Annotated in this window: 23 protein-coding genes; 1 reads left to right on the top strand and 22 read right to left on the bottom strand. The window is 55.0% G+C overall.

All coding sequences use genetic code 11. From position 1 onward, the window contains the following. Positions 1-10 precede the first annotated feature (10 nt). A complete protein-coding gene (locus RZA33_RS13750; protein WP_317508286.1) occupies positions 11-2,122 on the bottom strand; it encodes an adenosylcobalamin-dependent ribonucleoside-diphosphate reductase in 2,112 nt (703 codons plus the stop codon). A gap of 224 nt (positions 2,123-2,346) precedes the next feature. Here RZA33_RS13750 and RZA33_RS13745 point away from each other — a divergent pair, with 224 nt between their 5' ends. Next, on the top strand, positions 2,347-2,880 hold the full coding sequence (locus RZA33_RS13745; protein WP_317508285.1) for a hypothetical protein: 534 nt from the start codon (positions 2,347-2,349) through the stop codon (positions 2,878-2,880). An 11-nt stretch (positions 2,881-2,891) separates the two neighbouring features. Here RZA33_RS13745 and RZA33_RS13740 read toward each other — a convergent pair whose 3' ends face one another. From RZA33_RS13740 to flhD, 21 genes are all read right to left on the bottom strand, one after another. Further along, positions 2,892-3,563 carry an OmpA/MotB family protein gene (locus tag RZA33_RS13740; protein ID WP_317508284.1) on the bottom strand — a complete coding sequence of 224 codons (672 nt, stop codon included), beginning with the start codon at positions 3,561-3,563 and terminating at the stop codon, positions 2,892-2,894. 5 nt (positions 3,564-3,568) lie between these two features. Then, positions 3,569-4,390: a motility protein A gene (locus RZA33_RS13735; protein WP_317508283.1), complete on the bottom strand. Its 822-nt coding sequence runs from the start codon at positions 4,388-4,390 to the stop codon at positions 3,569-3,571. Between the two features lie 37 nt (positions 4,391-4,427). Next, positions 4,428-5,132 (bottom strand): RNA polymerase sigma factor FliA, encoded by a 705-nt coding sequence (locus tag RZA33_RS13730; RefSeq protein ID WP_317508282.1) that lies wholly within the window; start codon positions 5,130-5,132, stop codon positions 4,428-4,430. Between the two features lie 26 nt (positions 5,133-5,158). Next, positions 5,159-5,566: a flagellar protein FlhE gene (locus RZA33_RS13725; RefSeq protein WP_317508281.1), complete on the bottom strand. Its 408-nt coding sequence runs from the start codon at positions 5,564-5,566 to the stop codon at positions 5,159-5,161. A 25-nt stretch (positions 5,567-5,591) separates the two neighbouring features. Continuing rightward, positions 5,592-6,161, bottom strand: a complete 570-nt coding sequence (locus RZA33_RS13720; RefSeq protein ID WP_317508280.1) for a hypothetical protein — start codon at positions 6,159-6,161, stop codon at positions 5,592-5,594. Next, a complete protein-coding gene (gene flhF / locus RZA33_RS13715; RefSeq protein WP_317508279.1) occupies positions 6,158-8,335 on the bottom strand; it encodes a flagellar biosynthesis protein FlhF in 2,178 nt (725 codons plus the stop codon). Before flhF ends, RZA33_RS13720 begins: the two co-directional genes overlap by 4 nt. A gap of 76 nt (positions 8,336-8,411) precedes the next feature. Next, the gene (gene flhA / locus RZA33_RS13710) at positions 8,412-10,499 is read right to left on the bottom strand and encodes a flagellar biosynthesis protein FlhA (RefSeq protein ID WP_317508278.1); all 2,088 of its coding nucleotides are present in this window, start codon (positions 10,497-10,499) and stop codon (positions 8,412-8,414) included. Continuing rightward, positions 10,496-11,662, bottom strand: a complete 1,167-nt coding sequence (gene flhB, locus RZA33_RS13705) for a flagellar biosynthesis protein FlhB (RefSeq protein WP_317508277.1) — start codon at positions 11,660-11,662, stop codon at positions 10,496-10,498. Before flhB ends, flhA begins: the two co-directional genes overlap by 4 nt. A 104-nt stretch (positions 11,663-11,766) precedes the next feature. Then, positions 11,767-12,462 carry a protein phosphatase CheZ gene (cheZ, locus tag RZA33_RS13700; protein ID WP_317508276.1) on the bottom strand — a complete coding sequence of 232 codons (696 nt, stop codon included), beginning with the start codon at positions 12,460-12,462 and terminating at the stop codon, positions 11,767-11,769. A 42-nt stretch (positions 12,463-12,504) separates the two neighbouring features. After that, the gene (gene cheY / locus RZA33_RS13695) at positions 12,505-12,894 is read right to left on the bottom strand and encodes a chemotaxis response regulator CheY (RefSeq protein ID WP_290951185.1); all 390 of its coding nucleotides are present in this window, start codon (positions 12,892-12,894) and stop codon (positions 12,505-12,507) included. Positions 12,895-12,991: 97 nt separating this feature from the next. After that, positions 12,992-14,689 (bottom strand): methyl-accepting chemotaxis protein, encoded by a 1,698-nt coding sequence (locus tag RZA33_RS13690; protein ID WP_317508275.1) that lies wholly within the window; start codon positions 14,687-14,689, stop codon positions 12,992-12,994. A 48-nt stretch (positions 14,690-14,737) separates the two neighbouring features. After that, positions 14,738-15,799: a chemotaxis response regulator protein-glutamate methylesterase gene (locus RZA33_RS13685; RefSeq protein ID WP_317508274.1), complete on the bottom strand. Its 1,062-nt coding sequence runs from the start codon at positions 15,797-15,799 to the stop codon at positions 14,738-14,740. A 91-nt stretch (positions 15,800-15,890) separates the two neighbouring features. After that, positions 15,891-16,763 carry a CheR family methyltransferase gene (locus RZA33_RS13680; RefSeq protein ID WP_317508273.1) on the bottom strand — a complete coding sequence of 291 codons (873 nt, stop codon included), beginning with the start codon at positions 16,761-16,763 and terminating at the stop codon, positions 15,891-15,893. After that, positions 16,760-18,931: a methyl-accepting chemotaxis protein gene (locus RZA33_RS13675; RefSeq protein ID WP_317508272.1), complete on the bottom strand. Its 2,172-nt coding sequence runs from the start codon at positions 18,929-18,931 to the stop codon at positions 16,760-16,762. Before RZA33_RS13675 ends, RZA33_RS13680 begins: the two co-directional genes overlap by 4 nt. Positions 18,932-18,990: 59 nt before the next feature. Further along, positions 18,991-20,271, bottom strand: a complete 1,281-nt coding sequence (locus tag RZA33_RS13670) for a methyl-accepting chemotaxis protein (RefSeq protein ID WP_317508359.1) — start codon at positions 20,269-20,271, stop codon at positions 18,991-18,993. Positions 20,272-20,404: 133 nt separating this feature from the next. After that, complete coding sequence (cheW, locus tag RZA33_RS13665) at positions 20,405-20,902, bottom strand: chemotaxis protein CheW (RefSeq protein ID WP_317508271.1); 498 nt, start codon at positions 20,900-20,902, stop codon at positions 20,405-20,407. Further along, on the bottom strand, positions 20,899-22,986 hold the full coding sequence (cheA, locus tag RZA33_RS13660) for a chemotaxis protein CheA (protein WP_317508270.1): 2,088 nt from the start codon (positions 22,984-22,986) through the stop codon (positions 20,899-20,901). The genes cheW and cheA overlap by 4 nt, the downstream gene beginning before the upstream one ends. A gap of 42 nt (positions 22,987-23,028) precedes the next feature. After that, complete coding sequence (gene motB / locus RZA33_RS13655) at positions 23,029-23,979, bottom strand: flagellar motor protein MotB (protein WP_317508269.1); 951 nt, start codon at positions 23,977-23,979, stop codon at positions 23,029-23,031. After that, positions 23,976-24,845, bottom strand: coding sequence for a flagellar motor stator protein MotA (gene motA, locus RZA33_RS13650; RefSeq protein WP_317508268.1), 870 nt, complete (start codon positions 24,843-24,845; stop codon positions 23,976-23,978). Before motA ends, motB begins: the two co-directional genes overlap by 4 nt. Before the next feature lie 252 nt (positions 24,846-25,097). Beyond that, positions 25,098-25,637, bottom strand: coding sequence for a flagellar transcriptional regulator FlhC (gene flhC, locus RZA33_RS13645; protein WP_317508267.1), 540 nt, complete (start codon positions 25,635-25,637; stop codon positions 25,098-25,100). Next, positions 25,634-25,966 (bottom strand): flagellar transcriptional regulator FlhD, encoded by a 333-nt coding sequence (gene flhD / locus RZA33_RS13640; RefSeq protein WP_317508266.1) that lies wholly within the window; start codon positions 25,964-25,966, stop codon positions 25,634-25,636. The genes flhC and flhD overlap by 4 nt, the downstream gene beginning before the upstream one ends. Positions 25,967-26,064 lie beyond the last annotated feature (98 nt).

Below are 26,064 nucleotides of genomic sequence, written 5' to 3'. Positions count from 1 at the left end.
CAGCCCACCGCTACCATTTGCCGTAGGTGCCTTCTTTTAAGCCATCAAAGAGGTTAGCGGCGTTATGCGCTTCCCCGTCGTAAATCACCGTCTCATCCCCGGTAAGCTCAAGGGTTTCGCCGTTTTCCAGCTCAAATACATAGGTGGTATTTTTGAGGTCGTCTTCGCGCACCAGCACGCCTTGGAAAGCTTCGGGGTTAAAGCGAAAGGTAGTGCACCCTTTTAGGCGGCTTTCATAGGCCTGCAAATAGAGGTCCTGGAACTGTTCAAAGGGAAACTCGGTAGGTACGTTGACCGTTTTCGAGATCGCCGAATCCACCCAGTGCTGGGCGGCAGCCTGAACGGCCACATGCTGTTCGGGAGAGACCGCATCGGCAGTGACAAAATAATCGGGTAGATCGCTGTCCACCGCATCAGATGCAATAAAGTGACGGTAGGCGGCCAGCTCAAAGGAGACGACTTCGACCTGTTCCTTGGTTTTCTTACCCGACTGGATAATATTGCGGAAGTACCGGTGCGAGAACGAAGGCTCAATGCCATTGGACGCATTGTTACCCATCGACAGCGAAATCGTCCCGGTCGGTGCAATCGAGCTGTGGTGGGTAAAGCGCGCGCCGTGCTCGGAAAGCGCAGCCACCAACTCCGGCTCAAGCGCGGCCACTTGGGCCATGTACTGGCTATAACGGGCGTGCAGGATACGCCCCGGCACCTGATCGCCCACTTCGTAGCCATCATTGGCCAGCTGTGGCCGCTCACGCAGCATTTTGGGCGTAATGGTGTGCTCCTGCTCAAGCACGGGTGCCATGCCTTTCTCTTTAGAGAGCTCCAGTGCCTGTTGCCAACCTTCTATCGCTAAATGGCGACTGACTTCCTCGGTGAACACCAGCGACTGCTTAGAGCCATAAGGGATTTTGAGCATGGTGAGCGTTGACCCCAAGCCCAAAAATCCCATCCCGTGGCGGCGCTTGGCTTCAATTTCGCGCTGCTGCTGGGGTAGCGGAAGCCCGGCAATTTCGACCACGTTATCGAGCATACGGGTGAAGATCGCGACCACTTTGCGGTAGCGCTCCCAGTCAAAGCGCGGCTCGGCACCGAAAGGGTCAATCACAAACTTGGTCAGATTGACCGAGCCTAGCAGGCAGGCACCTTCCGGCGGCAGGGGTTGTTCGCCACAGGGGTTCGTCGCACGGATATCTTCGCAGAACCAGTTATTGTTCATGCGGTTAACCTGGTCGATCAGGATAAAGCCGGGTTCGGCGTAGTCGTAGGTGGAGGACATGATGGTGTCCCACAACTCCCGCGCTTTAATCACTTCGACAATGCGGCAGGCGACGCGGCCTTCGGCATCCACCGTGTAGCCCTCTTCAACCACCGGCCAGTCGCGGTAGATCAGGTCTTCCGCTTTAACGTCGTCTTTCTCACCGGGGTGTAGCGGAAAGGCCAGCGGCCAGTCGGTATTGTCTTTCACTGCCTCCATGAACTCGTCGGTGATCAGTAAGCTAAGGTTAAACTGACGCAGACGTCCCGCTTCGCGCTTAGCCTGAATAAACTCGTGCACATCCGGATGGCCGACATCGAAGGTGCCCATTTGGGCACCACGGCGGCCACCGGCAGAAGCCACGGTAAAGCACATTTTGTCGTAGATATCCATAAACGCCAGCGGGCCGTTAGTGCCCGCACCAGCGCCAAATACAAAGGCACCCTTGTGGCGCAGCGTCGAGAAGTCGTAGCCGATACCAGCCCCGGATTTCAGCGTCATGCCCGCATCGACGACGGAATCGAGAATATCGCGCATCGAGTCACGAATGGTGCGCGAGACGGTACAGTTAATCAGGCTCACCGCGGGCTTGTAGGCCTCAGCGCCCGCGTTGGAAAGAATACGCCCGGCGGGAATGGCGCCGTTTTCCAACGCCCAGCGAAATTTAGGCAGCCACTCTTCGGCTTTATCACCTTCGACCGCTGCCAGGGCGCGAGCAACCCGTTCAAACGTGGCGCCGACATCCTGATCGACAGGTTGGCTATGGCGATCTTTAAGGCGGTATTTGGCATCCCAAATCTCCCGCGAGGGGGCCTGCATCGGGACATCATTCGAAGTCTTCACAGCCTTAGCAGCGGTGCTCATGTCGCAAAACTCCTTCACAACGGGGTGACAATAGCGCTCAAACAGGCGCACTTTTGATGGCGTTGGAGTGCAGTATAGACACGGCTTTACACAATATGCGGCTATTTTTGGGAATTTTTCTACCAGATATAGAAAAATCAGCGCGTTACTCTTCTGCCAATCTCGCACTCGCTATACACTGAGGATTTGGGTTAATCACTATGCTAGTAACGATGTTAAGAACAATGGCAGTGGCCGTTTCATTGATGGTCATAGCGCCCATGGCTAACGCCGCCACGTTTAATAACGACGATGTGGTTAGCCACGACCATTGGCAGTCAATGGTGCTCTCACTGGGGGACGAACGCCACTACCGCGCGATAGAAACCCACAGTTACTCGGACGCCACGCTGAGCCTGAATGCTACCGCAGGAGTTTGCGACTTACCCTGGCTGGAAATGCGCGTCACCCTTGAACAGCACCAGGGGGAGAGCCGTACGGTAAACCTAGTGCCCGCCCGGCTGCGTATTGATCAACAGCCGGTGATCGACACCATGGCGGAATTTATCACCGAGCGCGGCGATGACGGCTTTTATGCGCATTTTTACTTAACTGACATGCAGTCGCTGATGGCGGGTATGCGTGAAGGCGAGCAGCTGTTTATCAGTTTTGACCAACAAGAGCGGGAACCGTGGTACATGACCTTTAGCCTGCAAGGCGCCGACGCGGCAATTAACCGGATGCTTAGCCAGTGTGAAGGCAGCGGGTCAACGACTTAAAGCGCCCTCGGCTATTCGCCTTCGACCTGCTGCCTAAGCAACAGCTCCACACGCCGATTGGCCGCTCGCCCAGCTGCCGTTGCGTTTGCTTCTATGGGCTGAGTATCGGCGTAGCCTACGGCCCGGGTCTGCGAAACGTCGAACCCTTGGCGCTCTAAATGGCGCACAACGGCAATCGCCCGAGCGGCTGAAAGTTCCCAATTAGAGGGGAAGCGGGCCGTTGAAATAGGCACGCTGTCGGTATGGCCTTCCACTGAGATCTCACCGCCAAAACTGGCCAGCACCTCAATCAGGCTTTCTACAACGCCTCGCCCCTGGGTAGTGAGCACGGCTTGGCCACTGGGAAACAGAAGGCTGGTATCAATTCGCAACGTGACCCCTTCGCGCCCTTGCGAAACATTCACCCCGGGGATATTGAGCCCTGAAAACTGCGGCTGCAATCCTTCGTGGCGCGGCTGTATGCCGGTGGCCAGGGACGCCAGCGGCAGTGATGACACAGCGCTGGCGCTACGCATGAACGCCGTATCGGCGGCTTCACCGCCACCCGGCGGGGTCAGTGAAAGCAGCAGTACAAACAGCGTGATTAACAGCGTCAATACATCCAGGTAGCTGGTTAGCCAACCATCATCCTCACTGGCCGAGACCGGTATTTCCAGAGCATGACGGGTATCACGGTCTAACATGATAGCTATCCCTTCGCTGCCGAGCTCACCGAAGAATCAGGTCTCGGCTTGACGTTATTATCCCGAATTTCATCGTGGTAGTTGGCGACGAAGGAGTTGAGCGTCTCTTCGATAAACGACGGTAACCGACGCTTGGTAATCAGCGAGATTCCTTCGAGCACCATGTTCATGGTGATCAGACGCTCTTCGGTGCGGCGCTCTAGTTTTACGGCGATCGGCTTAAACACTAAGTTAGCGAGTAAAATACCGTAGAAGGTAGTGAGCAGCGCCACCGCCATGCGCGGTCCGATAACCTGCAGGTCGCCCGCATCCATCACTTCCAGCATGTTCACAAGCCCTACCAGGGTGCCGATCATGCCAAAGGCGGGCGCGTAGGTGGCCATGGTGCGAAATATTTGCGCTTCGGCATGTTCGCGGGCTTTAAGGCGGGCAATCCGCCAGCGCAGCATGTCAAAAATTTCGTCTTCCTTGGTGTTGGCAATGACCAGCTGTATCCCGGTGCGCAGGAAAGGGTTGCGGGTGTGCTCAAGCTCGCGCTCCACTGCCCGCACGTCGCCTTTAAACCAAAGCCGCGACATATCCACCAGTTCGCGGATATCGTCGCGCATATAGGTATTTTCGCGCCGAAACACCAACCCCACCAAGCGCACGACGCGCAGCACTTCTCTCAGCGGGTAGCTGATAAAGGTAGCCGCCAAGGTGCCGGTGATCACGATCGCCAGGCCCGGTAAATTGACAAAGCTCTCGGGAGACTCTGCGGTAAAAAACAGCACGCTAACCAGCAGTAATATGCTGGCAAAGATGCCAATCAACGTTGAAGGGTTCATTCACGGTTCCTTGCCGGTCACAAGTGAGTAAAAGTTGCTATTCCAACGAGTCGTGTAACCGCGCGCGTAAACGACTCACGGCCTGACTGTGCAGTTGAGAAACGCGCGATTCCGTCACGCCAAGCACCGCGCCGACTTCCTTGAGGTTAAGCTCCTCTTGGTAGTACAGCGCCATTAGCAGCTTTTCACGTTCGGGCAGCGCTTCAATCGCGTCAACCAAGGTTTGTCGCTGCTGGCCATCCAGTAATTGCTCAAACGGCGAGTTACCCGGCTCATGGTTGATGGGCTCTCCACCCTCAGCGACCAGTTCCTCAAAAGGCAATAATTGGCCGCTGTTAGTGTCGTTGAGAAGCTGTTGGTATTCACTCAGCGGCATCTCAAGGTGCTGGGCAATTTCTTGCTCTTCCGGTGCCCGCCCTAGCTGCTGCTCTAGTTGGCGAACAGCGCCATCGACCGCACGTGCTGAACGGCGCACGCTGCGCGGCAGCCAGTCACGGGTGCGCAACTCGTCCATCATCGCGCCACGAATACGCTGGCTGGCAAAGGTGGCGAAGGTGGCGCCTTGGTTGGCATCGAAACGACCAAGCGCTTCCAGCAACCCCACCATCCCCGCTTGAATAAGGTCATCGAGCTCAATGCTGGCGGGCAATCGGACCTGTAGCGTCAAGGCCTGACGTCGCACCATGGGCATATACTGCGTCAATAGCTCGCTTTGTTTGATCCTACCCTGTGCTGTGTACATTCTCTCGCCTCGCGGCTAAACAGCCTTCACTGATAGTTCACAATCATCTGCAACCCCTGCACCCGAACAGGCCGCTGACCTGGGTGTAAGGCGAAGCGAAAATGTAACGGCGCATCGGCTACTTGTCCCGCTAGTGCGCGGGTAGAACCACGCATCCCGGTTAACGCAACACACTGCTCTGGGTGGCACAGCCAGGCGTTTAAGCGCGCACCGGGAGGGTACTGAAACTGCCACTGAACACGTTCAATCTGGCTGGCCTCTACGTTGGCCGCTGCCGGTGGCGCGACCTCTTGTGTGGCGCTGGCCCGATCACTCATCGCCACCATCAGCCCGGGGACCTGTGTACTCCAGCTCCCCGCTACCGCGTGTGCGTTACCCAGTTGTGTTATCAATAACACAACCCAACCTAGCGTTTTGACAGGCCAGCTTAGCATGCTTGTTGTCCTCGGCCGAGTGAGCTCATCGTGCCAGTACCAGTAATTTCATACTTAAGTAATAGTCGGCAGCTTCCCGCAAGTTATCGAGCAATCCTTGGCGCGGCAAGTGCGGTTCGTGAAGAGCCAGTACACGGTCCGGCCCGCCGTGCTCACGCAGCAAGCGCAACGTACGGTACATCGCGGCAAAAGCGTCGGCGTCACTATCGATCCACAACGCCCACCGGCTGTATTCATCGCGCAACTGGGCGAGATTGGCAGCCTCGGCCTTGACGATATGAATGTCCCAATCGTCGGGGTCACCGGCCCAGCTGCGACCTAGCACTGACCATTGCCCCAGGCGAGCCCTGACCTTGCTCACCTGCGCCGCACCGCTACCGGACAGCCCGACCACCACCAGGGGAATTTTGGGCCCGGGCGGTTTGGCTGCCACAGGCGTCACCGCCGCAGACGCCGCCGCAACTAGCGACGGCTCCTGGACGCTTTCTGCGACATACTCCGCCGCGGCAACATCCCCAGGCGCATCGGCCTGCTGCTGTTGACGCTGCAAATTTGCCCACTTGCGCAGCCCTGAGGCTTGATCTTGTTCGCTCACGCCACACCCTCTCGACTGATACTGCCCATTTGGCGAATCGCATCGCGGGCCATAAACACGTAGACCAATGCATCCAGCATACCGCTATCGCGACGCCGCCGACGGGCACCCAATAGGTTGAGCAGATCCCCGCGCAGCGTTTGGGCGTCGTCATCGTCAGCCACATCAAGGTGCCCGGCGACCGCTGCCACACCGCTGGCCATGAGCAGGCGCACGTCGGCGTTGACATCGCCGCTATCGGCGTCTTTCAGCTGCTGCCAAGCGCGCCGTGTCAACGGCGCCAGCCCTTCGCTGTGTAGCTGGGTAAGTAGTAACGACAGCACCTCCGAGCCCAGGCGTGCGGGAGTGAGCCAATAGCGGCGCGTTACCACCTTGGCGCTTTCAGGGTTACGTACTTCGCCATACCACGCCAAAAGCGCGAGGCCAGAGGCGTCCTCAACTTCAGCATAGGCGGTCCACAACTGCATGGATTGACCACGAAAACGCACACTTACGTGATGGGTTAGCACGCTGTCGTGAAACAGTTGGCGCAGCGTCTGGCGTTCGCGGTAAGCGAATATACGCTGACTGGCAGCGACCTGGCTGATCCAGGTCAAATGCTGGGCCTCTAGCCACCCGAGCGCATCCGCCTCGGGCAAGCGTGGCAATAAGTGCACCGCGACGCCGTTTGAGGCTGACAGCGCGGCCAAGCGCGGCTGCCAACCGGCCACATGGCGATGCTGCAGCCACGGTAACGCCAGCCACGCGCCCTCTGTGTCCAAGCCTATATCGGGCATTGCCCAGTCGCAGCCACGCTCATTGCGTCGCGCTGACCACGCCATGCCCAGCATGGCGTCGCTCGGTGGGTAGTCCGCCAGCAGGGCATTAAGGCGCTGGTCTTGCACACTGCTCGGCAGTGCGGCTAGGTTCCAAAGTTCTTCTAGTGCGGCAAATCCCGTCACACGCTGGCGCAGCCGTGCCAGCAGCGACGATAAACGCCGCCCTTGGCCCAGCACATCCCGCGACCAGCGCGGCATGCCCATCGGCGCATCGGCAGCTTGCACCCGTTCACGCTGTGGTGTCGCGGTACTCAGCGCTTGATCCACTAGTGCACCGGGGGCGGCAAGGGCCATGTCTTCGGGCACCTGCTGCCCGTAGGAGCCAAACAACACCCGCATGCCATGACGCATTACGATATCCAACACTGGCGCTAGGCAACCCGCCTCATCCTGCTTGGTAATAATGCAATCATCTAATTCAGCGCCCGCTGAGCGCGCGGCCTGCCGGTAGCGCAGCACCACTTCTTCGAGGGTTTCCGGCTGGCTGGCGGCGTTGAGTAGTAACACCAGTCGCACCCGCGAACGCCCGCCCTGAAGGTGGGCGATTTGCTCAATCACCCGCTGGTCACGCTGGCTCATGCCCACGGTGTCGATAATTACCCACTGTTTGCCCTGCAAGCGTCCCAGTAAATCGTCGATGGGTTGCTCGGCATCCAGCGCGTACATGGGGGTATCCAGCAGGCGCGCATAAATCCGCAATTGCTCGTGGGCACCGATCCGGAAGCTATCGGTGGTCACCAGCGCCACCGGGCGCGTGCCGTGGCGCATCACAAACCGCGCGGCTAGCTTGGCGGTGGTGGTGGTTTTACCCACGCCCGTTGGCCCTACAAGCGCCACAATACCGGTTTGATCAAAAAAGCTCGCTTCATCGCTAAGCACACTAAGCCGCTGCATTAACTGCTTGCGCAGCCAATCCAGCGGCGCTTGGCTATCGGCGTTTAAGCCCGCCAGCGGCTCGGGAAGCCCGGTTAGGAGTTCATCGGCAAGCTCGCTACTAAAGCCCACCTTGCATAGCAATTGGCGAAGTCGTTCAACGGTGCCCGTTGGCGCCGCCTGGATGGGCGCAGCGGCTTTTGCAGGCTGGCTGGCCAGTAGCTCTCGCATGTCCTGCATTTCGCGCAGTAAACGCTCACTCATTGCCTGCATCGTATCTTGCGGCGGCGCTGCCGGGGCTTCGGGCGGCAAAGGCTCGGGTGAGGGATCAAAATGGTCAATAGCTTCGTCCGCCATGGCCAGAATTTCTACGCCGCCTTCGGTACGCCGATTGGCCACGATCAGAGCATCTTCACCGAGCGTTTCGCGCACTTGGCGCATTACATCGCGACTATTGACTCCCACGAAACGTCTCACACTCATGACTCACCCTTTACCTATTCTAGAAATGGTCGACGCTCTAAGCTATGCCTTAGCATGACCCTAGCACGGTGTGTGATTACCTACCGCCCACCACCGTGGTCACTTTTAGCGTGCGGTCATCGGGAATTTCTGCCTGAGACAATACCGCCATATGACGTAGACGACGGCGTAAGAAGCGTGACAGCACCCCACGCAGTGAGTGTTGCACGACCAGCACCGGTGGTTCGCCTAAACTTTCGTGGCGCTCCAACGCCTGCTGCGCCTGGGTCATTAGTGTTTCTGCCAAGCCTGGCTCCATCGCGCCGTTGCCGTTCATGGCCTGCACCAGCACTTGTTCCAGCTGGGCATCCAATCCCATGACGTTGAGCGTCTCCTGACCGGCAAACCACTGCTGGACAATCGCGCGCCCCAGCGACACGCGCACTAGCGCCGTCAACTCGTTGGGATCTTTTTGCTGCTGGGCGTACTCCGCTAGAGTATCCAAAATAGTGCGCATATCGCGGATAGAGACGTCTTCGTCCAACAGATTTTGTAAAATACGCTGTAACACGGTCAGCGAAATCGCTTTGGGAATCACCTCTTCGACCAGCGCTTTTTGATCATCGCCCATTTTATCCAGCAGCTTCTGGACTTCTTGGCGGCCCAGCATCTCTGGCGAATGGCGATGCAACAGGTGGTTTAAGTGGGTCGCTATCACGGTACTGGCGTCGACCACGGTGTAGCCATACACCTGGGCATGCTCTCGCTGGTTACTATCGATCCATATAGCGGGCAGGCCAAAGGCGGGGTCTTCGGTATGGGTTCCCTGCAATTCACCCGAGACCTGGCCGGGATTAATCGCCAGCCACTTGCCTGGCTGCGCCTCGGCGCGGCCAATTTCAGCGCCTTTCATCGACAGCACATAGGCGTTAGGCGGCAGCTCTAAATTATCGCGGATGTGCACCACCGGCGGCAGGAAGCCGACCTCTTGGGCAAACTTCTTACGCACGCTTTTAATTCGCCCGAGCAGCTCGCCTTTTTGGCGCGAATCAACCAGCGGTATTAAGCGGTGCCCCACCTCTAAGCCGAGTGTATCGACCAGCTGTACGTCTTCCCAGCTCGCTTCGGGGGTCTCTTGTAAAGGCACCGGCGCGGCGGCGATTTCCTCCTTGACCATTGAGCGCTCTTTTTGGCGCATAATAAACCACGCCAGACCCGCCAACAGCGCGGTAAAGAATAAAAACACGAAATTGGGCATGCCGGGCACCATGCCCAATAGCCCCATCACGACAGCAGCCAATATCAGTACCTGGGGATTAACGAACAGTTGGCTGATCATTTGCTGGCCAATGTCTTCGTTCGTGTCGGTACTTACCCGCGATACCGTGACACCCGCGGCGGTCGAGATCACCAGGGCAGGAATTTGCGCCACCAGGCCGTCGCCGATCGCCAATAGCATATAGGTCTGGCCAGCAGCGCCAAAGCTCATATCGTGCTGAAGCATGCCGATCATCAGCCCGCCGATGATATTGACCACCATAATCACCAAGCCGGCGATGGCGTCACCGCGGACAAACTTGCTTGCGCCATCCATGGAACCGAAGAAATCGGCTTCTTGGGCGACTTCTGCGCGGCGCTTTTTGGCGTCGTCTTCACCGATTAAGCCGGCGTTCAGGTCGGCATCGATGGCCATTTGCTTACCGGGCATCGCATCCAGCGTAAAACGGGCACCGACTTCGGCAATACGGCCGGCACCTTTGGTAATCACCATAAAGTTGATGATGACAAGAATCAGGAAGACCACCAAACCAACGGCGAAATTGCCGCCGACCAGAAACGCCCCAAACGCTTCAATGACCTTACCCGCAGAGGCGCCGCCTTGGTGGCCCTCCATGAGCACCACGCGGGTAGACGCGACGTTAAGCGACAGGCGCAGCAGCGTGGTAAATAGCAACACCGCAGGAAACGCCGCAAAATCCAGCGGCTTCTGGGTAAACATGCTGACCATTAGCACCATAATGGCCAGCGCGATATTGAAGGTGAAAAGTAAATCGAGCGCGAAAGGCGGCAAGGGCACAATCATCATGCCCAAGATCATGAGGATAAGCAGCGGCCCAACCAGCAGCTTCATGCGTACATCGTTCATCCAGTCGCGCTTACCCACTAGCTGACTCAAGCCTTTCATGGTTGCGCCTCATTACCACCGGGGCTGTGCCCAGGGTTTTCCAGCTCCGGCGGAACCGGCAGATTATCAGGGGTTGGGGGCACCTCGCCTCCTTGTTGAGCGACTTGCTTAAGGCGGTAGGCCCAGGCCATTACTTCCGCCACGGCGGTATACAGTTCAGCGGGCACTTCTGCTTCTAGGTCCACGTGATGATACAGGGCACGCGCCAGCGGCGGTGCCTGCAAACGGGCAACACCGGCTTCTTCACCAATTTCACGAATCCGCGCAGCCACCGCATCGGCGCCTTTTGCCACTAGCCGCGGCGCACCCATACTGCCTTCTTGGTAGCTCAGCGCTACTGCATAGTGGGTCGGGTTGGTAATGATCACGTCCGCCTGGGGCACTTTGCTCATCATTCTGCCGCGCGCCATGGCCTGCTGCTGCTGGCGAATGCGAGCTTTTACCTGAGGGTCACCCTCAGACTCTTTATGTTCGCGCTTGACCTCTTCCTGAGTCATGCGCAGCTTCTTGGCATTGCTCCACAGCTGGTAAGGTACATCGATCAAAATAACCACGATGAGCGCCAATATCATTAGCCCTGCCGCTTGGGCCGCCATCTGCAGCGCATTGGCGAGCGCTTGCTGAATCGGCTGATTCATCAGCGCCATAAACTTGCCGATGTTGAAGTACAGAAATAGCGCTGCAATCCCCCCGACCAAGACCGATTTGGCAATGGCCTTAGCCAACTCGATCAACGCCTGGCTGGAAAAAAGGCGCTTTACCCCCGCAATGGGGTTTAACTTGGATAATTTAGGCTGCATCGATTTACCCGATATCAGCCAGCCTCCCAGCAGCGCTGGCGCGACAATTGCGATGACCACTAACAGTAAAAATAGCGGCATCATGGCAAACAGCGTCCGCTGACCCAAATCAAGCGCGTTCACCAGCATCGGCGTGCTTTCCATGGCCTCACGACGCTCGAACAAAAACGCCTGCTCCATGACGATGCCCAGCTGGTTGTAGAGCATTCTGCCCATGCTCCACAGGCCAATCACCCCACCCATGAGAAGTAAAAACGTGTTCAGTTCGCGGGAGCGAGGAACCTGCCCCTCCTCGCGCGCTTTTTCCATTCGCCTGGGCGTGGCCTCTTCGGTCTTTTCCTGGTCGCTATCGTTCTCTGCCATGTGGTCATCCGGCCAGGTGAAGCGAAGCTTAACACGTATTCAGCCGTCCATAGGGACGGCTGAATGGCGTACTTTCTTGCCCACAGGGCTTTTAAAAAAGAGCGTTAAAAGCCTAACTCGTCCAATAAATCGTCCACTTGGTCTTGCCCAGAGACGGTATCGGGTCCATTGTCCTTCACTTGGGGTCCATTCAAAAGCTCTTCGTTGCGCCGTACACTGTCGCTTTTCCACTGATCCTCAGCCTTGCGCTGCATCGTTTCTCGTGCATGGGCGCTCGGCACGTTGTCAATTAGCACCTGAACCAGCTGATGTTCGATCTCATGGATCACATCCATCATCTTCTTAATCACTTGGCCGGTCAGGTCTTGGAAGTCCTGGGCCATCATGATTTCCATCAGTTCTTTGTTGGTAGCCGCCGCCATATCGGGTACATCGCCCAAATATGTCCGCGTCTCTTTGACCAACGCTTTGGCTTCATCTAACTCTTTCGGGGCTTCAAACCACTCGGCCCAGCGCTTGTCCAGCCCGCTGGCACGGTCCGCTAACTGATCCTGTATTGGCTGAGCACGATCGACCGCATTCAGTGAGCGATCAGCCGCCTGCTCTGTCATAGCAGCGACGTAGTGCAAGCGGTCACGTGCATCAGGAATGGCGACTGCCGCTTTTTCAATCTCTTTGTCTAACCCTAGCTCGCGCATATTTTCGCGCAGCATACGGGTCAATTTGCCAATGCGGTGAAGCAGGTCTTCAGCGGTTTCTTCAGACGACTGGGCAGAATCGGACTGCTCATTCTGACTCATTTTGCTGTCTCCTCGCTAACCAGGCACCCGGGCCTAGCCGCTTCATTTGCCCATTTTATCGAAGATCTTGTTGAGCTTTTCTTCTAGGGTTGCGGCAGTGAAAGGCTTGACGACATAGCCGTTGGCGCCCGCTTGTGCAGCCGCAATGATATTTTCCTTCTTGGCTTCAGCGGTCACCATTAGAACAGGCAGGTCTTTCAAGGCGTCATCCTGGCGGATCTCCTTGAGCATCTCCAGACCATCAAGGTTAGGCATGTTCCAGTCCGACACGACGAACTCAAAGTTGCCAGCGCGCAATTTATTGAGCGCATCTTGCCCGTCTTCCGCTTCATCCACGTTGGTGAAACCTAGTTCCTTCAGTAGGCTACGTACGATCCGACGCATGGTAGGAAAGTCGTCTACAACCAGGAAACTCATATTCTTATCTGCCATCGGTCATCCTCTAATCAGTAAATGGCACGGGGGAGACTGAAAAGTACAGTCAGGTGGTTTAAAACGTTTACTTAAATCTTGGTATTAAAACCGCTCTTTAAAACTCTTCCCACTCTTCGTGGTCGTTATGCTTGGCGGCAGGCGGCCTTGCTTGCGAGTGGTTAACACTGGGCGGCGACACCGCCTTGGGGCTTGTCGACCCAGGCGCTAGCGCTTGGTGTGACGCTGCCTGCTGCGTGCCTACCAACTTGAAAACAGCGACCGCTTGCTCTAAACGATTGGCCTGCTCTTCGAGAGAGGCCGCCGCTGCGGTGGCTTGTTGCACCAGCGCGGCGTTTTGTTGGGTAACTTGATCCATCTGGCCCACGGCTTGACTAACCTGTTCAATGCCATCGCTCTGTTCTTGGGAGGCAGCGGAAATCTCATCCATGATATCGGTTACCCGGCGTACTGCGGTGACCACATCCGACATCGTGGTGCCCGCTTGCTCGACCAGAGTAGAGCCTTGCTTAATCTGCGTCACCGAGGCGTCTATCAGGGTTTTAATCTCTTTAGCAGCATCCGCGCTGCGGCTTGCTAAATTACGTACTTCGCCCGCTACTACCGCGAAACCACGGCCTTGCTCTCCAGCGCGGGCGGCTTCTACCGAGGCGTTGAGGGCCAAAATATTGGTTTGAAAAGCGATTGAGTCTATCACGCTGGTAATATCGGCGACTTTTTTCGAGCTGGTCGAGATGCCGTGCATGGTCTGCACTACTTGCGCGACCACATCGCCGCCACGTTCAGCCGTGGTAGAGGCATCCGCTGCCAAGGTACTCGCCTGGCGTGCGTTATCGGCATTCTGTTTTACTGTCGCGGTCATCTCTTCCATGCTGGCCGCGGTTTCTTGAATCGACGCGGCTTGCTGCTCGGTCCGCGAAGAGAGGTCGGCATTGCCGCTGGCAATCTCGCGGGTGCCGTGGTGAATCTCGTTACTGCCTTCACGCACACGACCGACAATATTGGTCAGGTTCTGTTGCATGGTGCCCATGGCACCCAATAAACGGCCAATTTCGTTTTGACCCGCCTCTGGCAATGGATCGGTTAAATCTGCCTCGGCAATCGCATCCAGGCGATCAATGGCGCCTTTGAGCGGGGCAATGACTACGCGGCGTAAGCCCACGTAAATCACCAAAGTCATTAGCAGCGCAAAGATAACCAACGCCGCTTTGATGATGGCAAATAGCGTGCTTTGCGCCTCAACGTCGGCGCGAATGGTATCTACCCGTTCAAAACCGTAGCTAACAAACGCGCTCATGCTGGCCGATAAACGGCTTAATGGCTCAGCCATCTCATCGCGCAGCGAGTTATAGGCGGTTAAGTTCATAGACTCAAAAGTTTCATACTGCTGTTTAACCAAATCCAGCACCACTCGAAAATCTTCAGCCAAAGCATCCCCGAGCGCCTTACCTTGGGGGGTAAGCGGCTGCGCAGCAAAGCGTTCAAAGTGCTGTTCGGCGCGCTCAATGCGCTCACCAGCGGCGGTAATTTGCTCGTTTGATTGCTGTGTTTTGCCGACCATAAGATGGTTCGTGGCCGTTTCCATTGCCAGCATGGCCTGATTTAACAGCGAGTCGGCACGGTTAACCTCATTTAGCTGCGCATCGCTAATATTACTGAGCGTTGCTAAGTTATTTTGGACACTACGATCAGCCACAACCCCCAAGCCTGCGATCACTAAAATCAGGGCGGCAAAGCAAGCCAGTGCAGAAACCACAGTGGCGTGGATACTCAAGTTGCGCAGCAAACGATTCATGGTGAATTCCCCTGTGTCATCGACAATTGTTTATATTTATAGCTAACACTAAACACGCTGCGCGCGGCCAGAGGCAGCAATAAGCGCCATCATGCGTGCTGGAATGTCGTCCAACGCCACCACTTCAACGGCGCCACCCACGGCGATTGCTTCTCGCGGCATACCAAAGACCACACAGGTTTCTTCGTTTTGTGCCACGGTGGGCGATCCAGCTTGGCGCATTTCTAGCAGCCCGGCGGCGCCATCTTTACCCATGCCAGTAAGAATCACACCAATGGCATTTTTTCCGGCGTGCTGAGCTGCCGAGTGAAACAATACATCCACAGACGGCCGGTGGCGGTTCACCGGGGGGCCATCATCTAAGCGTGCTACATAGTTTGCACCGCTCCGGGCTAATTTAAGGTGCTGATCGCCAGGGGCTATATAAGCGTGCCCGGGTAGAATCCGCTCCCCATCGGTGGCTTCTTTAACGGTAATGCGACACAGTCGGTCTAATCGCTCGGCAAACGACCGGGTAAAACCACCGGGCATGTGCTGGGTAATCAAGATCGCCGGCGCGTTAGCGGGCAGTGGCTCAAGCACCGCCCGAATGGCTTCGGTACCGCCAGTGGATGCGCCGATAATAATCAACTTCTCGCTCGAGACTAACGGCGCTTTTAAGGCAGTAGGCGGCGGGGTATTTTTGTGACGCGCCTGACGGGGTCGTGAACGTGCAGCGGCACGAAGCTTTTCGGCAATCTCGTTGGCGTACTCCATCATGCCGTTGCGGATACCGAGACTCGGCTTGGCGACAAAATCGAGCGCCCCCAGCTCCAGCGCACGCAAAGTAATTTCCGAGCCACTTTGAGTTAACGATGACACCATCAACACCGGCATGGGACGCAGACGCATTAAACGCTCAAGAAAATCCAGGCCGTCCATACGCGGCATCTCTACGTCTAGCGTTAACACATCCGGATGGTGCTGCTTGATTAAATCCCTCGCTGCAATGGGGTCCGGCGCCACTGCAACGACTTCCATATCAGGCTGAGAATTAATAATTTCCGTTAACAAATCACGGATTAGCGCCGAATCATCGACGCAGAGTACTTTGATCTTGGCTGCGCTCAAAGCACGCCTCCTATGGCTCTAGACGACTGATGTGTGATTGCAACCGCCGGAGCTACAGCGCCTATCGCGATTAAAAAAACACGTAAATTGTTCATTTTTTTGCCAGCGTATAGATGGTCTGGCCGCGCAATTTGAATGCGTCCGTTATGTACGAGAAATTTTCTGAATGGCCTGCAAACAGTAAGCCATCGGGTTTCATCAGGGGCGCAAACCGTTTAAGAATCTTTGCTTGAGTATCTTTATCAAAATAAATCATAATATTTCGGCAAAACACCGCATCAAAAGGGCCTTTAATCGACCATTGCGGCGCTAACAAATTAAGCGGTAGAAACTCGACAAGTGCCGACACCTCTGGACGAATTCTGGCAAACCCCGCGTGCTGACCCGTGCCTTTTTGGAAAAAGCGTTTAACGCGCGCGTCGTCGAGCTTGCGCACCTGCTCTTGGGGGTAAACGCCAGCGCGCGCCCTGGTCAGCGCATCGGTGTCAATATCGGTGGCAATCACTTTGGCCTGTGATGCTTTAGGCCCCAGCGTTTCCAGTAGCGTCATGGCCAACGAGTAGGGTTCTTCCCCCGTCGAGGCTGCCGAACACCAGATAGTGACCGGTTCCTGAGCATTTTTAATGTGTTCAGCCAACAGCGGAAAATGGTGCCCTTCACGAAAAAAAGCCGTTAGGTTGGTGGTCAACGCATTGGTAAACGCCTCCCACTCTTTAGCCTCTGGCTGACGCTCCAGGCGTACTAAATAATCGGTAAAGCGTGTCATACCATGGTGACGCAGACGCTTCGCCAAACGGCTGTAAACCATTTCACGTTTGTGTTCGGCCAGCACAATACCGGCGCGCTGATAAATCAGCTCGCGGATACGCGTAAAATCCGCATCCGTTAATATCAAATCACGTTCAAGCTGATTACCAGAGGACCACTGGCCTGTATCGGCAGCCCGTTCTCGTTGTTCGGTCAAAACTCTCCCCACTCCTCTACAGAGGCTGTTTGCCGTTTAACGGGCGGATTTGGCGACGTCTTACCCTGCGCTTGAGGAGCAAGCCTGTTGGGCGTTTGTGCCACGCTGCTTGCTACACTCGCTGCAGGTGGACGTAGCGCCCCCTGACTGTTTAACCGAAACGCCTCTACCGATAGCGCTAATAGGCCAGCCTGCTTTTCCAAAGAGCCTGCTGCGCGGGCCGTTTCTTGCACACGCACGGCATTGCGCTGGGTGGCTTGATCCATTTCGGCGATGGCTTGATTGACCTGCGTGATACCACTGCTCTGTTCTTCGGAGGCCGCTGAAATCTCGTGCATAATTTGCGTCACGCTGCGCGCCGCTTCGGCCACCTCGGCAATCGCGACTTCGGCTTTTTTCACGGTCACAGCACCCGAGTTCACTTCTTTGTTAGAGCCATCGATCAAGCCACGAATTTCTTGGGCAGCCCCGGCGCTGCGTCCTGCCAAATTACGCACCTCGTCGGCAACAACTGCAAAGCCACGACCATGCTCGCCAGCGCGCGCCGCTTCTACTGATGCGTTCAAGGCCAAAATATTGGTTTGAAACGCAATTGAATCGATCACATTGATAATGTCGGTCATCTGCTGGGAGCTTTGGGTGATCCGCTGCATGTTGTCGACTAGCTGTGTCATCAATTCGCCCGTGTTCGTTACCTGCATAGCGTTGTTATCGGCTAGGCGACGAGCTTCTTGAGCGTTATCGCTGTTTTGCCTTACCGTCGCGGTCATTTCTTCCATGCTGGCGGCGGTCTGCTGTAACGACGCGGCTTGCTGCTCAGTACGCGACGATAGCTCTTCGTTACCGTTGGCAATGGCTTGTGCCGCGGGAGTAACGACATCGATACCACTTTTAACATCGCCAATGATGCTGCTGAGGCTTTTACGCATGGTATCTAGTGACACCATCAGCTGGCCCACTTCATCGCGCCGCCGAGCCGGGACTTTAGCGGCTAAATTGCCGCCTGCAATTTGCAGTGTGAAACGCGCCGCACTGTTTAACGGACGCACAATGGCGCGCAGCGTAACGACGCCAATAAGAATAAGCAGCAGTAAGCCAATCGCCAGTACAATGGCTTGCGCACCCAGCATGGTGGCTTGGCCTTGTTGTGCTTCATCAGCCATTGCTTCGGCGGCTTGCTGCTTCTGGGCAATCAGCTGGTTAACCATGCCTGACAGGGCGCGCCCATCGTTGGTCATCACCTGGATAACCGCGTCCAAACCGGTAAACGCCTGGTAGGTTTCTTCGGCCTGAAGCACGCTGGCGGCTTGCCCCATACCATTTTTCAGGAAGGCCTGGAGCTGTTGGTCAAACGCTGCGGCGAGTTCGGTAGCATTTACCTCGCGTGAGTAGTAAGCCTGCCAGACGGCGGCAATTTCCTCGGCGCTTTGGGCAATGCTCTCGCCCATTTCAAAGCGCTGATTGATCAGGTCCATGCGCTCCGGCTCGATCATCGCCTGACGAGTTTGAGCAATGGTCTGATCAATTTGCTGCAAACGAATAACATCGCCCAGGCCATCATTATTCAACTGTCCTAACCGCTCGCCCGCCACATTCAGGCCATACAGCCCCAACCCGCTACTAATCAACAGCAGTAGCCCGGCGACGACAATCATGCCTGCCAACTTGGCGCGGATGGTATCGAGACGTACCCGGGACAACCGTGAGATCACCCCTTTTTGGCGCAACCGACCTTTATCTAAATACAGGCGCTTATTGCGGCCTTCGCGTATTTCAGCATAAGCCTGCTCTGCCCGCTCGATAGCTTCGCGGCTTGCCTGCACGCGAACAGAGGTATAGCCCACGACCTGCTCGTCTTCGATAATTGGCGTCACATTGGCGTCTACCCAGTAGTGATCGCCATTCTTACAGCGGTTTTTAACCAGCCCTCGCCAGGTTTCCCCCGTCTTGACTGTGTGCCAGAGGTTCTCAAATGCCCCGGGAGGCATATCGGGGTGACGTATCAAGTTATGTGGCGCACCGATCAGCTCTGCGTGCTCAAAGCCACTAATAGCGATAAAAGCAGGATTGGCATAGGTGATACGCCCTTTGGTATCAGTTCGTGAGACTAAAAAATCGTCTTCTTTTAACTCGACTTCACGCTGAGTGACTGGCTGGTTGTTGCGCATGAGCTGCCTTTTTTAGTGTTTTATTTATCTAAAAGAATTCCCCGGGCCTAGCAAACAAATTAAAACGACTCCCACTCGGTGGTCTGCTCTGCTGGCGGCTTGTGTATTGCGCGCGGGGGTGACGTTGCGGGAGGCAAGGCAGTCGAGGAAGAAGAGTGGTGGCTGGCGTGTTGGCTAGAGGGGGCTGCGATACGAAAGCGCTCGACTGCTTCGCGTAAACGAGCCGCTTCGCTTTCCAGCTCATTGGCACTGCGCGCTGCCTGCTGAACCAGCTGGGCATTCTGCTGGACAACTTGATCCATTTGCGCGACGGCCTGATTCACTTGGCCAATGCCACTGCTTTGCTGCTCAGACGCGGAGGCGATTTCGTCCATAATGTCATTAACCCGCTGGACAGCCGCCACCAAGTCTTGCATGGTTTCCCCGGCTTGGTTAACGCGCTGGGTGCCCGCATCAACTTTGCTAAGCGAGGAGTCAATCAGCGTACGTACCTCTTTTGCGGCCCCGGCACTTCGGCTCGCCAAGCTGCGTACCTCTTGAGCAACCACGGCGAACCCTCTGCCATGCTCTCCGGCTCGCGCCGCTTCTACCGAGGCATTGAGCGCTAAAATATTGGTTTGAAACGCGATGTTATCAATAACGGTAATGATATCAGCGACTTGATTAGAACTGGCGCTGATATCCTGCATGGTCTCAACGATTGCCCCGACTTCTTCACCACTGCGCCGTGCTGTCAACGTAGCACTGTCTGCCAGCTGACTGGCTTGGCGAGCATTATTGGCATTGTGGCCTACCGTGGAGGCTAATTGCTCCATGCTGGAAGCCGTCTCCTCCAGTGAGGATGCCTGCTGCTCTGTGCGCGAGGAAAGATCGTTATTACCGCTGGCGATTTGCTGGGAGCGCTCAAAAATCGACGTGCCGCTGCTACGTACAGTGCCGACCGTTTGCGAAAGAGAGTGCTGCATATGCGCCATAGCACTATAAAGCCGCCCTATCTCATTGTTACCCGGCGATGCGATGATTTGGCTTAAATCGCCCTGCGCCATCTGCTCAAAATGGCCCACCAAGCGATCCAACGGGCGCAGTACATTCGCCGTTACACCCCAAATAACCACGATAACCGTCGCCACCGTCATCATCACAATGCCCAGTAACGCCCACCGAATCGTGGCGGCAAAGGCGCTGAAAGCCGTCTGCTGGGCTTGTATATCGCTCGTTTCCTGCACAATGGCGGCGCCATGATGCAGTGCATAAAGGCCAATACCGCTGGCAATTAACACCAGTATCGAAAGCGTCGCTAACACTAGCCCCCAGCTTAGGCGCACCGTCATATTGTTCATTAATTGCCGTATACGCTGACTCACGCACTTTTCTCCACGCACGAACGGCACTCGCCAGCACTTTCCTTAGCGCGAGAATGCATTCTTTAGGTAGGACGGATCAGGCACGTTCCTTGTGCCAAGGTACTTTGAATCAGTGGCTGCTAGTACTATCAACCAACGCCATCTCTTCGCTAGTCAACAGCTTATCGATATCCACGAGGACCAGCATGCGGTCGTCTAAACTGCCTAAGCCGCTCAAGAAGTCAGACGAGAGGGTGACACCAAATTCCGGTGCGGGCTTGATCTGATCGGGCGTCAACGTCATCACGTCGGAAACGCCATCCACTACGATACCGACCACTCGATCGGCGACGTTGACGACGATGACCACCGTTTGGCCACCGTATTCGACGCTTTCAAGGTGAAACTTAATGCGTAAATCAACGATCGGCACAATAACGCCACGTAGATTAGTGACGCCTTTTATAAAATCGGGCGCATTGGCAATCCGAGTTACATTTTCGTAACCGCGAATTTCCTGCACTTTTAAAATATCGATGGCGTACTCTTCTTCACCCAAAGAGAACACCAAAAATTCGCGGCTTTCTGCTTCTGCGGCTAATACCGCCCCACTATTGGCTTGACTCATGACGTCTCAGCCTCCTTATAAAATGAAAAATTCTGGTTGTTGACGACTTTTTTACCCGCTTCTTTCTTGAACCGACTTAAACGATGTAGGCCGGTAATATCGAGAATTAGCGCAACACTGCCGTCGCCTAAAATCGTCGCGGACGAAATGCCTGGCACTTTACGGTAATTGTCTTCCAGGTTTTTAACCACGACCTGCTGCTGGCCGATCAGCTCGTCCACCAACATGGCATAGCGGCGTCCTTCCCCCTGAACAATGACGGCGATACTTTTGGTTGGATCAGTAATCGCATTTTCGACGTCCAGCACTTCATGAATAGCGATGACGGGCAGGTATTCGTCGCGAACCTTGATGACCACATCGTCGCCCGCCATGGCATACATATCGTCTTTAGACGGCTGGAGCGACTCAAGCACGGTTGATAGCGGCAGAATGAATGTTTCCCCACCGACTTTAATCGACATGCCGTCCAGAATCGCCAATGTCAGCGGCAGTACAATACGTGTATTGGTGCCTTCGCCTAGCTTCGACTGAATTTCGACGCGCCCCCCCATGCTTTGGATGTTTCGCTTCACCACGTCCATTCCCACCCCACGGCCCGACACGTCGGTTACCTCGTTGGCGGTTGAAAAACCGGGAGCGAAAATCAGCTGGAAAACGTCTTCGTCGGACATGGTGTCAGAAACATTGAGGCCGTTTTCACGCGCTTTGGCGAGCAAACGATCACGGTCCATGCCAGCACCATCATCACGCACTTCAATCAGGATATTGCCGCCCTGATGACGTGCAGATAGGGTTAACTTACCCACCCGTGGTTTGCCAATCGCCTCACGTACATCCGGCATCTCAACGCCGTGGTCAAGGCTATTGCGCACAAGGTGAGTCAGCGGGTCGGTGATCCGCTCTACCAGGCTTTTATCCAGCTCGGTCGACTTACCTTCGGTAATCAACTCGATCTCTTTGCCCAGCTTACCGGCGGTATCCCGCACTACGCGGGGAAAACGGCTAAATACGAACTCCATAGGGATCATACGAATCGACATGACCGACTCTTGGAGATCTCGCGCGTTGCGCTGCAGTAGGCTCATGCCGTTTTGCAGTGAACTATTGCCCACCGACTGGTCTTCCAAATCGCTGACCGTTTGATCAAGCATCGACTGGGTGATGATCAACTCACCTACCAAGTTGATAATTTGGTCGACTTTATCCACTGACACACGAATGGATGACGACTCAGCGGCGGCTTTTTTGGGCTTCTCTTTAGCGGCCGCCTTTGCTGGACTCGCTTCAGTGGTTGGCTGGGGAGCTTTGGGCGCCGGGGCAGCGGCGGCTTCAGGAGCCTCTTGCTCTGGGCTGGCGGTGTCAACAACGCTTGGCGCTGCCGCGACGCTCGCAGTAGCATTAATTTCAATTTGATCCGGCTCGATAATAAAGCACATAACGGCTTCAATATCGTCAGCACTGTCGCTGCTTTTCAAGGTTACTTCGTAGCGCTTTTCGTCGCCCGACTGGGCGAGGACTTCGCCTAACTGCTCTAACTCTTCGACCAGCAGGGTGCGATCTTTTTCAACGACATTCAGCAGCGCCACCACGAGGTGGTTCCCGCCCGACGGCTCGTCACCCTCAGTACCAGAAGAGGCCGCTGGGGTTGCTTTAGGTTGAGCGGCAGGTGTCGGCGGTGCGTCCAACGGTGCACCAATTTCATCGAGGGCAATCTGTTGCAGGGTTTGGCAAATACGCTCAAACGCCTCTTGATCAGGCTCTTCTTCGCTGCGGTAGGCATCGAGTTGCTCGTGCATGATGTCTTTAGCCTCTAAAAAGGTATCTACGAGGTCGGCTCGCAGCGTCAATTCGCCTTTACGTGCGTAATCAAGCAGGTTTTCTAAAATGTGAGTGGTCTTTTGCAACACGCTAAAACCAAACGTGCCCGCTCCCCCTTTAATCGAATGGGCGGCACGGAAAATGGCATTCAGCTGCTCACTGTCCGGATCGTCCACATCCAGCTCCAACAAGTGCTGCTCCATATCCGACAGCAGCTCTTCGGCCTCTTCAAAAAAGGTGTCATAAAAATCCGCTATATCCATACACCGCTCCACCTTAACGTCGTATTTTGTGACAAACTCAGACTATTGTGCTTCTTGCGCCTGAGGCTCGTCTTGTTGTGTTGATTCTATTAGCGCTTCGGGTAATTCAGGCAACGTGTCGGCTTCAGCTTCTTCCGGCAAAGAATTATCAGATTCCATAATGACTGGATTGCGAATAGTGTCAGCAATTTCAGGAAACAGTACGACCAATTCTATGCGCCGATTGATAGGACTCGTGGGTGCAGTGTCAGGTAGCTGCACCCTGTCTGCAAAGCCCGATACCCGCAGCAATTGATCTGGATCAAATCCGCCGGCAATAAGCTCGCGCCGGGAAGCATTAGCACGGTCATTTGAAAGCTCCCAGTTACTGTAGCCGCTATAGCCACCGGCATAGGGAATGCTATCGGTATGGCCGCTGATACTGAGCTCATTGGGAAGCTCATTCAGAAGCGGTGCGATAGTGCGCAACAAACTACGCATATAGGGCGCAACTTGATCACCGCCGAGCTCAAACATGGGACGCTGGTCGGTATCTAATAACTGTATGCGTAACCCTTCACGGGTTAAGTCAAAACGCATTTGGTTACGCATCTGTCGTAACTCGGGATCACGTTCAATGGCGCGTTCAATGCGTTCTTGCAGGTTTCTGAAGAAGTTGCGCTCCTGCATGCTAGGACGCGTACGCTGCAGGGCATCAATGCGCGCGCGCTCTCCATCGCTATGCGTCGGATCCGGCCCGCCGCCGGGAATCACGCTAGTACTGCCGGATCTATCGCCGCCGGTGATGGCTGTTACCAAAGGGGTGCTGAAGTATTCAGCCACGCCCCTGCGCGTCTCCTCACTGGAAACACTTAAAAGCCATAGGACCAAAAAAAAGGCCATCAAAGCGGTCATAAAATCCGCAAGAGCAATTTTCCATGCACCGCCGTGGTGTGAATGAACGACTTTTTTGCGCCGAATGACAATCGGGCGCTTGTCACCGCCCTTACTCATGCATTACCGCCCTTTTTGGCATCTTTCACGTACTCTTCAAGCTCTATAAAACTTGGCCGTTCTGCGGCGAAGAGTGCTTTACGACCAAATTCAACGGCCAACTGAGGCGCGTAGCCGTGTAAACTTGCCAGCAACGTAATGCGAATACATTGCAACATTTTTTCGGCTTCTTTAGCTTGCCGTTCAATGTAGCTTGAAAGAGGGCTTACAAAGCCGTAACCCAGCAAAATACCTAAGAAAGTACCCACCAGCGCTTGACCAATCATTACGCCCATCTGAGCCGGCGTAGCGTCGGCATAGGTGAGTGTTTTAACCACCCCCATTACTGCCGCCACAATACCGAAAGCGGGCATAGCATCACCGACTTTGGCGATAGCATCGATAGGGATATGCGCCTCTTGCTCAAAGACCTCAATCTCATGGAGCATCAGCTCGTCAATTTCCATGGGCTCCATCCCGCCGCTTACCATTAAGCGTAGGTAATCGGTTAGGAAGTTCATGATATGAGGGTCGGCCAGTACCGTAGGATGCTCTTGGAACAGAGGGCTCTCTTCCGGGTTATCAATATCCCGCTCAATACCTAACATCCCTTCACGGCGAATTTTGGACAGTAGCTTGTACTGCATCGCCATTAACTCCATGTAAAGCGCTTTGTCGTATTTTTTGGCACGCTTGAGCCTGGGCAGGATTTTAAATGTCGCCTTGATCGCTTTACCATTATTAGCGGCAATAAATGCACCAACAGCCGCCCCGCCAATGATAAGAAGCTCTAGCGGCTGGTAAAGAGGACCTAGGCTGCCACCTGCCAGCACATAGCCACCAAAGACGGAGAGCAACACAATTACATAGCCTAGTGGTATCAGCACACGCAGAGTCCTTACGGTATATCAGTATAATTAAGGGAACCAAACCTCGGTCATCCGTCCTGATGATTCGGGGCTGCTCCAGCCTCAGCATTACTTAGCCTTATCATACTAGGGCTGAGATGCTTTTTAATGAAAAAGTATCACTGGCTTTTGCGCTTATCTATGCCAATGCACTCATTCGTAATCGTTAAGCGCTCACTGCTATGTCTTATACCTCAATGCTAGGCAGGCGTACTGTTCGAGCTGACGATGTTACATTTTTTCACTATCTTGCTGTGCTTTGCGCGTCTTGCCTGCCCGCGAAGGTGGCTGACATATGCCACATACATAATGCTGGGCAGGGCTATGCGCATGCGCCACAAATTGTCCATTACAGCGTGTGCAGCGATTTAGTTGGAGCAAATCGCTCTCAAAAAAACGCACCAGCGTCCAAGCACGTGTGAGGCCGAGCACCGGCTCCATATTTTCAAGTGCCATTTGTTCGCCATAAAGCCGATATGCTTTTACAAACGCATCGATGCGATCGCAATCAGCTAGGTCTTTTAAACTTACATAGATATTGTAAAAAAGTGACGAATGGACATTCGGTAGCCAAGTAATAAACCAGTCGGTGGAAAATGGCAGCATGCCCTTAGGCGGTGACACTCCACGCACTTCTTTATACAGCTTAATTAAGCGTGTTCGGCTTAATTCAGTTTCCGTTTCAAGCACCTGCAAACGCGCACCGAGCTCAATTAATTCAATGGCCAGCTGCACTTGGTGCATTTCATCAACCAAGCTTTTCTGGCTCACGTCTCTTCTCCTGGCGGCATTGGCTCTAGCGAGTCGCAAGCGAATAAAAGTGAGGCATGCAAACCTGACAACCCCTGATCGCGGGGATTATCGGTGAGTTGACGCAGCCGCTCGGCGCTAGCCTGACTAAACCGGCACAATAGCTGATTAGTTCGCGCTAATTTTGTCAGTTGACGAGCATTAAGCGACACAACTAGCTCGGCGACCTCGCTATCTATTTTTAAGCGAAACATAGCAGCCTCACGATCTTCATCGAGCAATCGTTGCGCAAGCAGCAAATAAGCTAAATTTATTTCCTGAATTTCGTCGAGAAAGTTAGTTTGACTCATGATGTTCCATAGAAGACTTAGACGCGACATAGTGACCATTGTACTGGCGTCATTAATGACTTTTTATTGCCTAGCCTTATGGTTGCATAGATCAACTG

The organism is Halovibrio sp. HP20-59, from assembly GCF_033052795.2.
Taxonomy (GTDB): Bacteria; Pseudomonadota; Gammaproteobacteria; order Pseudomonadales; family Halomonadaceae; genus Vreelandella.
The sequence above is the reverse complement of the archived record's forward strand: the minus strand, read 5'-3'. Positions and strand labels throughout refer to the sequence as shown.

Excerpts from the sequence above, each read along its gene's own strand:
- RZA33_RS13750 (WP_317508286.1), bottom strand. The coding sequence starts at position 2,122 with ATGAGCACCGCTGCTAAGGCTGTGAAGACTTCGAATGATGTCCCGATG.
- RZA33_RS13745 (WP_317508285.1), top strand. The coding sequence starts at position 2,347 with ATGGCAGTGGCCGTTTCATTGATGGTCATAGCGCCCATGGCTAACGCC.
- RZA33_RS13740 (WP_317508284.1), bottom strand. The coding sequence starts at position 3,563 with ATGTTAGACCGTGATACCCGTCATGCTCTGGAAATACCGGTCTCGGCC.
- RZA33_RS13735 (WP_317508283.1), bottom strand. The coding sequence starts at position 4,390 with ATGAACCCTTCAACGTTGATTGGCATCTTTGCCAGCATATTACTGCTG.
- RZA33_RS13730 (WP_317508282.1), bottom strand. The coding sequence starts at position 5,132 with ATGTACACAGCACAGGGTAGGATCAAACAAAGCGAGCTATTGACGCAG.
- RZA33_RS13725 (WP_317508281.1), bottom strand. The coding sequence starts at position 5,566 with ATGCTAAGCTGGCCTGTCAAAACGCTAGGTTGGGTTGTGTTATTGATA.
- flhF (WP_317508279.1), bottom strand. The coding sequence starts at position 8,335 with ATGAGTGTGAGACGTTTCGTGGGAGTCAATAGTCGCGATGTAATGCGC.
- flhA (WP_317508278.1), bottom strand. The coding sequence starts at position 10,499 with ATGAAAGGCTTGAGTCAGCTAGTGGGTAAGCGCGACTGGATGAACGAT.
- flhB (WP_317508277.1), bottom strand. The coding sequence starts at position 11,662 with ATGGCAGAGAACGATAGCGACCAGGAAAAGACCGAAGAGGCCACGCCC.
- cheZ (WP_317508276.1), bottom strand. The coding sequence starts at position 12,462 with ATGAGTCAGAATGAGCAGTCCGATTCTGCCCAGTCGTCTGAAGAAACC.
- cheY (WP_290951185.1), bottom strand. The coding sequence starts at position 12,894 with ATGGCAGATAAGAATATGAGTTTCCTGGTTGTAGACGACTTTCCTACC.
- RZA33_RS13690 (WP_317508275.1), bottom strand. The coding sequence starts at position 14,689 with ATGAATCGTTTGCTGCGCAACTTGAGTATCCACGCCACTGTGGTTTCT.
- RZA33_RS13675 (WP_317508272.1), bottom strand. The coding sequence starts at position 18,931 with ATGCGCAACAACCAGCCAGTCACTCAGCGTGAAGTCGAGTTAAAAGAA.
- RZA33_RS13670 (WP_317508359.1), bottom strand. The coding sequence starts at position 20,271 with ATGAACAATATGACGGTGCGCCTAAGCTGGGGGCTAGTGTTAGCGACG.
- cheW (WP_317508271.1), bottom strand. The coding sequence starts at position 20,902 with ATGAGTCAAGCCAATAGTGGGGCGGTATTAGCCGCAGAAGCAGAAAGC.
- cheA (WP_317508270.1), bottom strand. The coding sequence starts at position 22,986 with ATGGATATAGCGGATTTTTATGACACCTTTTTTGAAGAGGCCGAAGAG.
- motB (WP_317508269.1), bottom strand. The coding sequence starts at position 23,979 with ATGAGTAAGGGCGGTGACAAGCGCCCGATTGTCATTCGGCGCAAAAAA.
- flhD (WP_317508266.1), bottom strand. The coding sequence starts at position 25,966 with ATGAGTCAAACTAACTTTCTCGACGAAATTCAGGAAATAAATTTAGCT.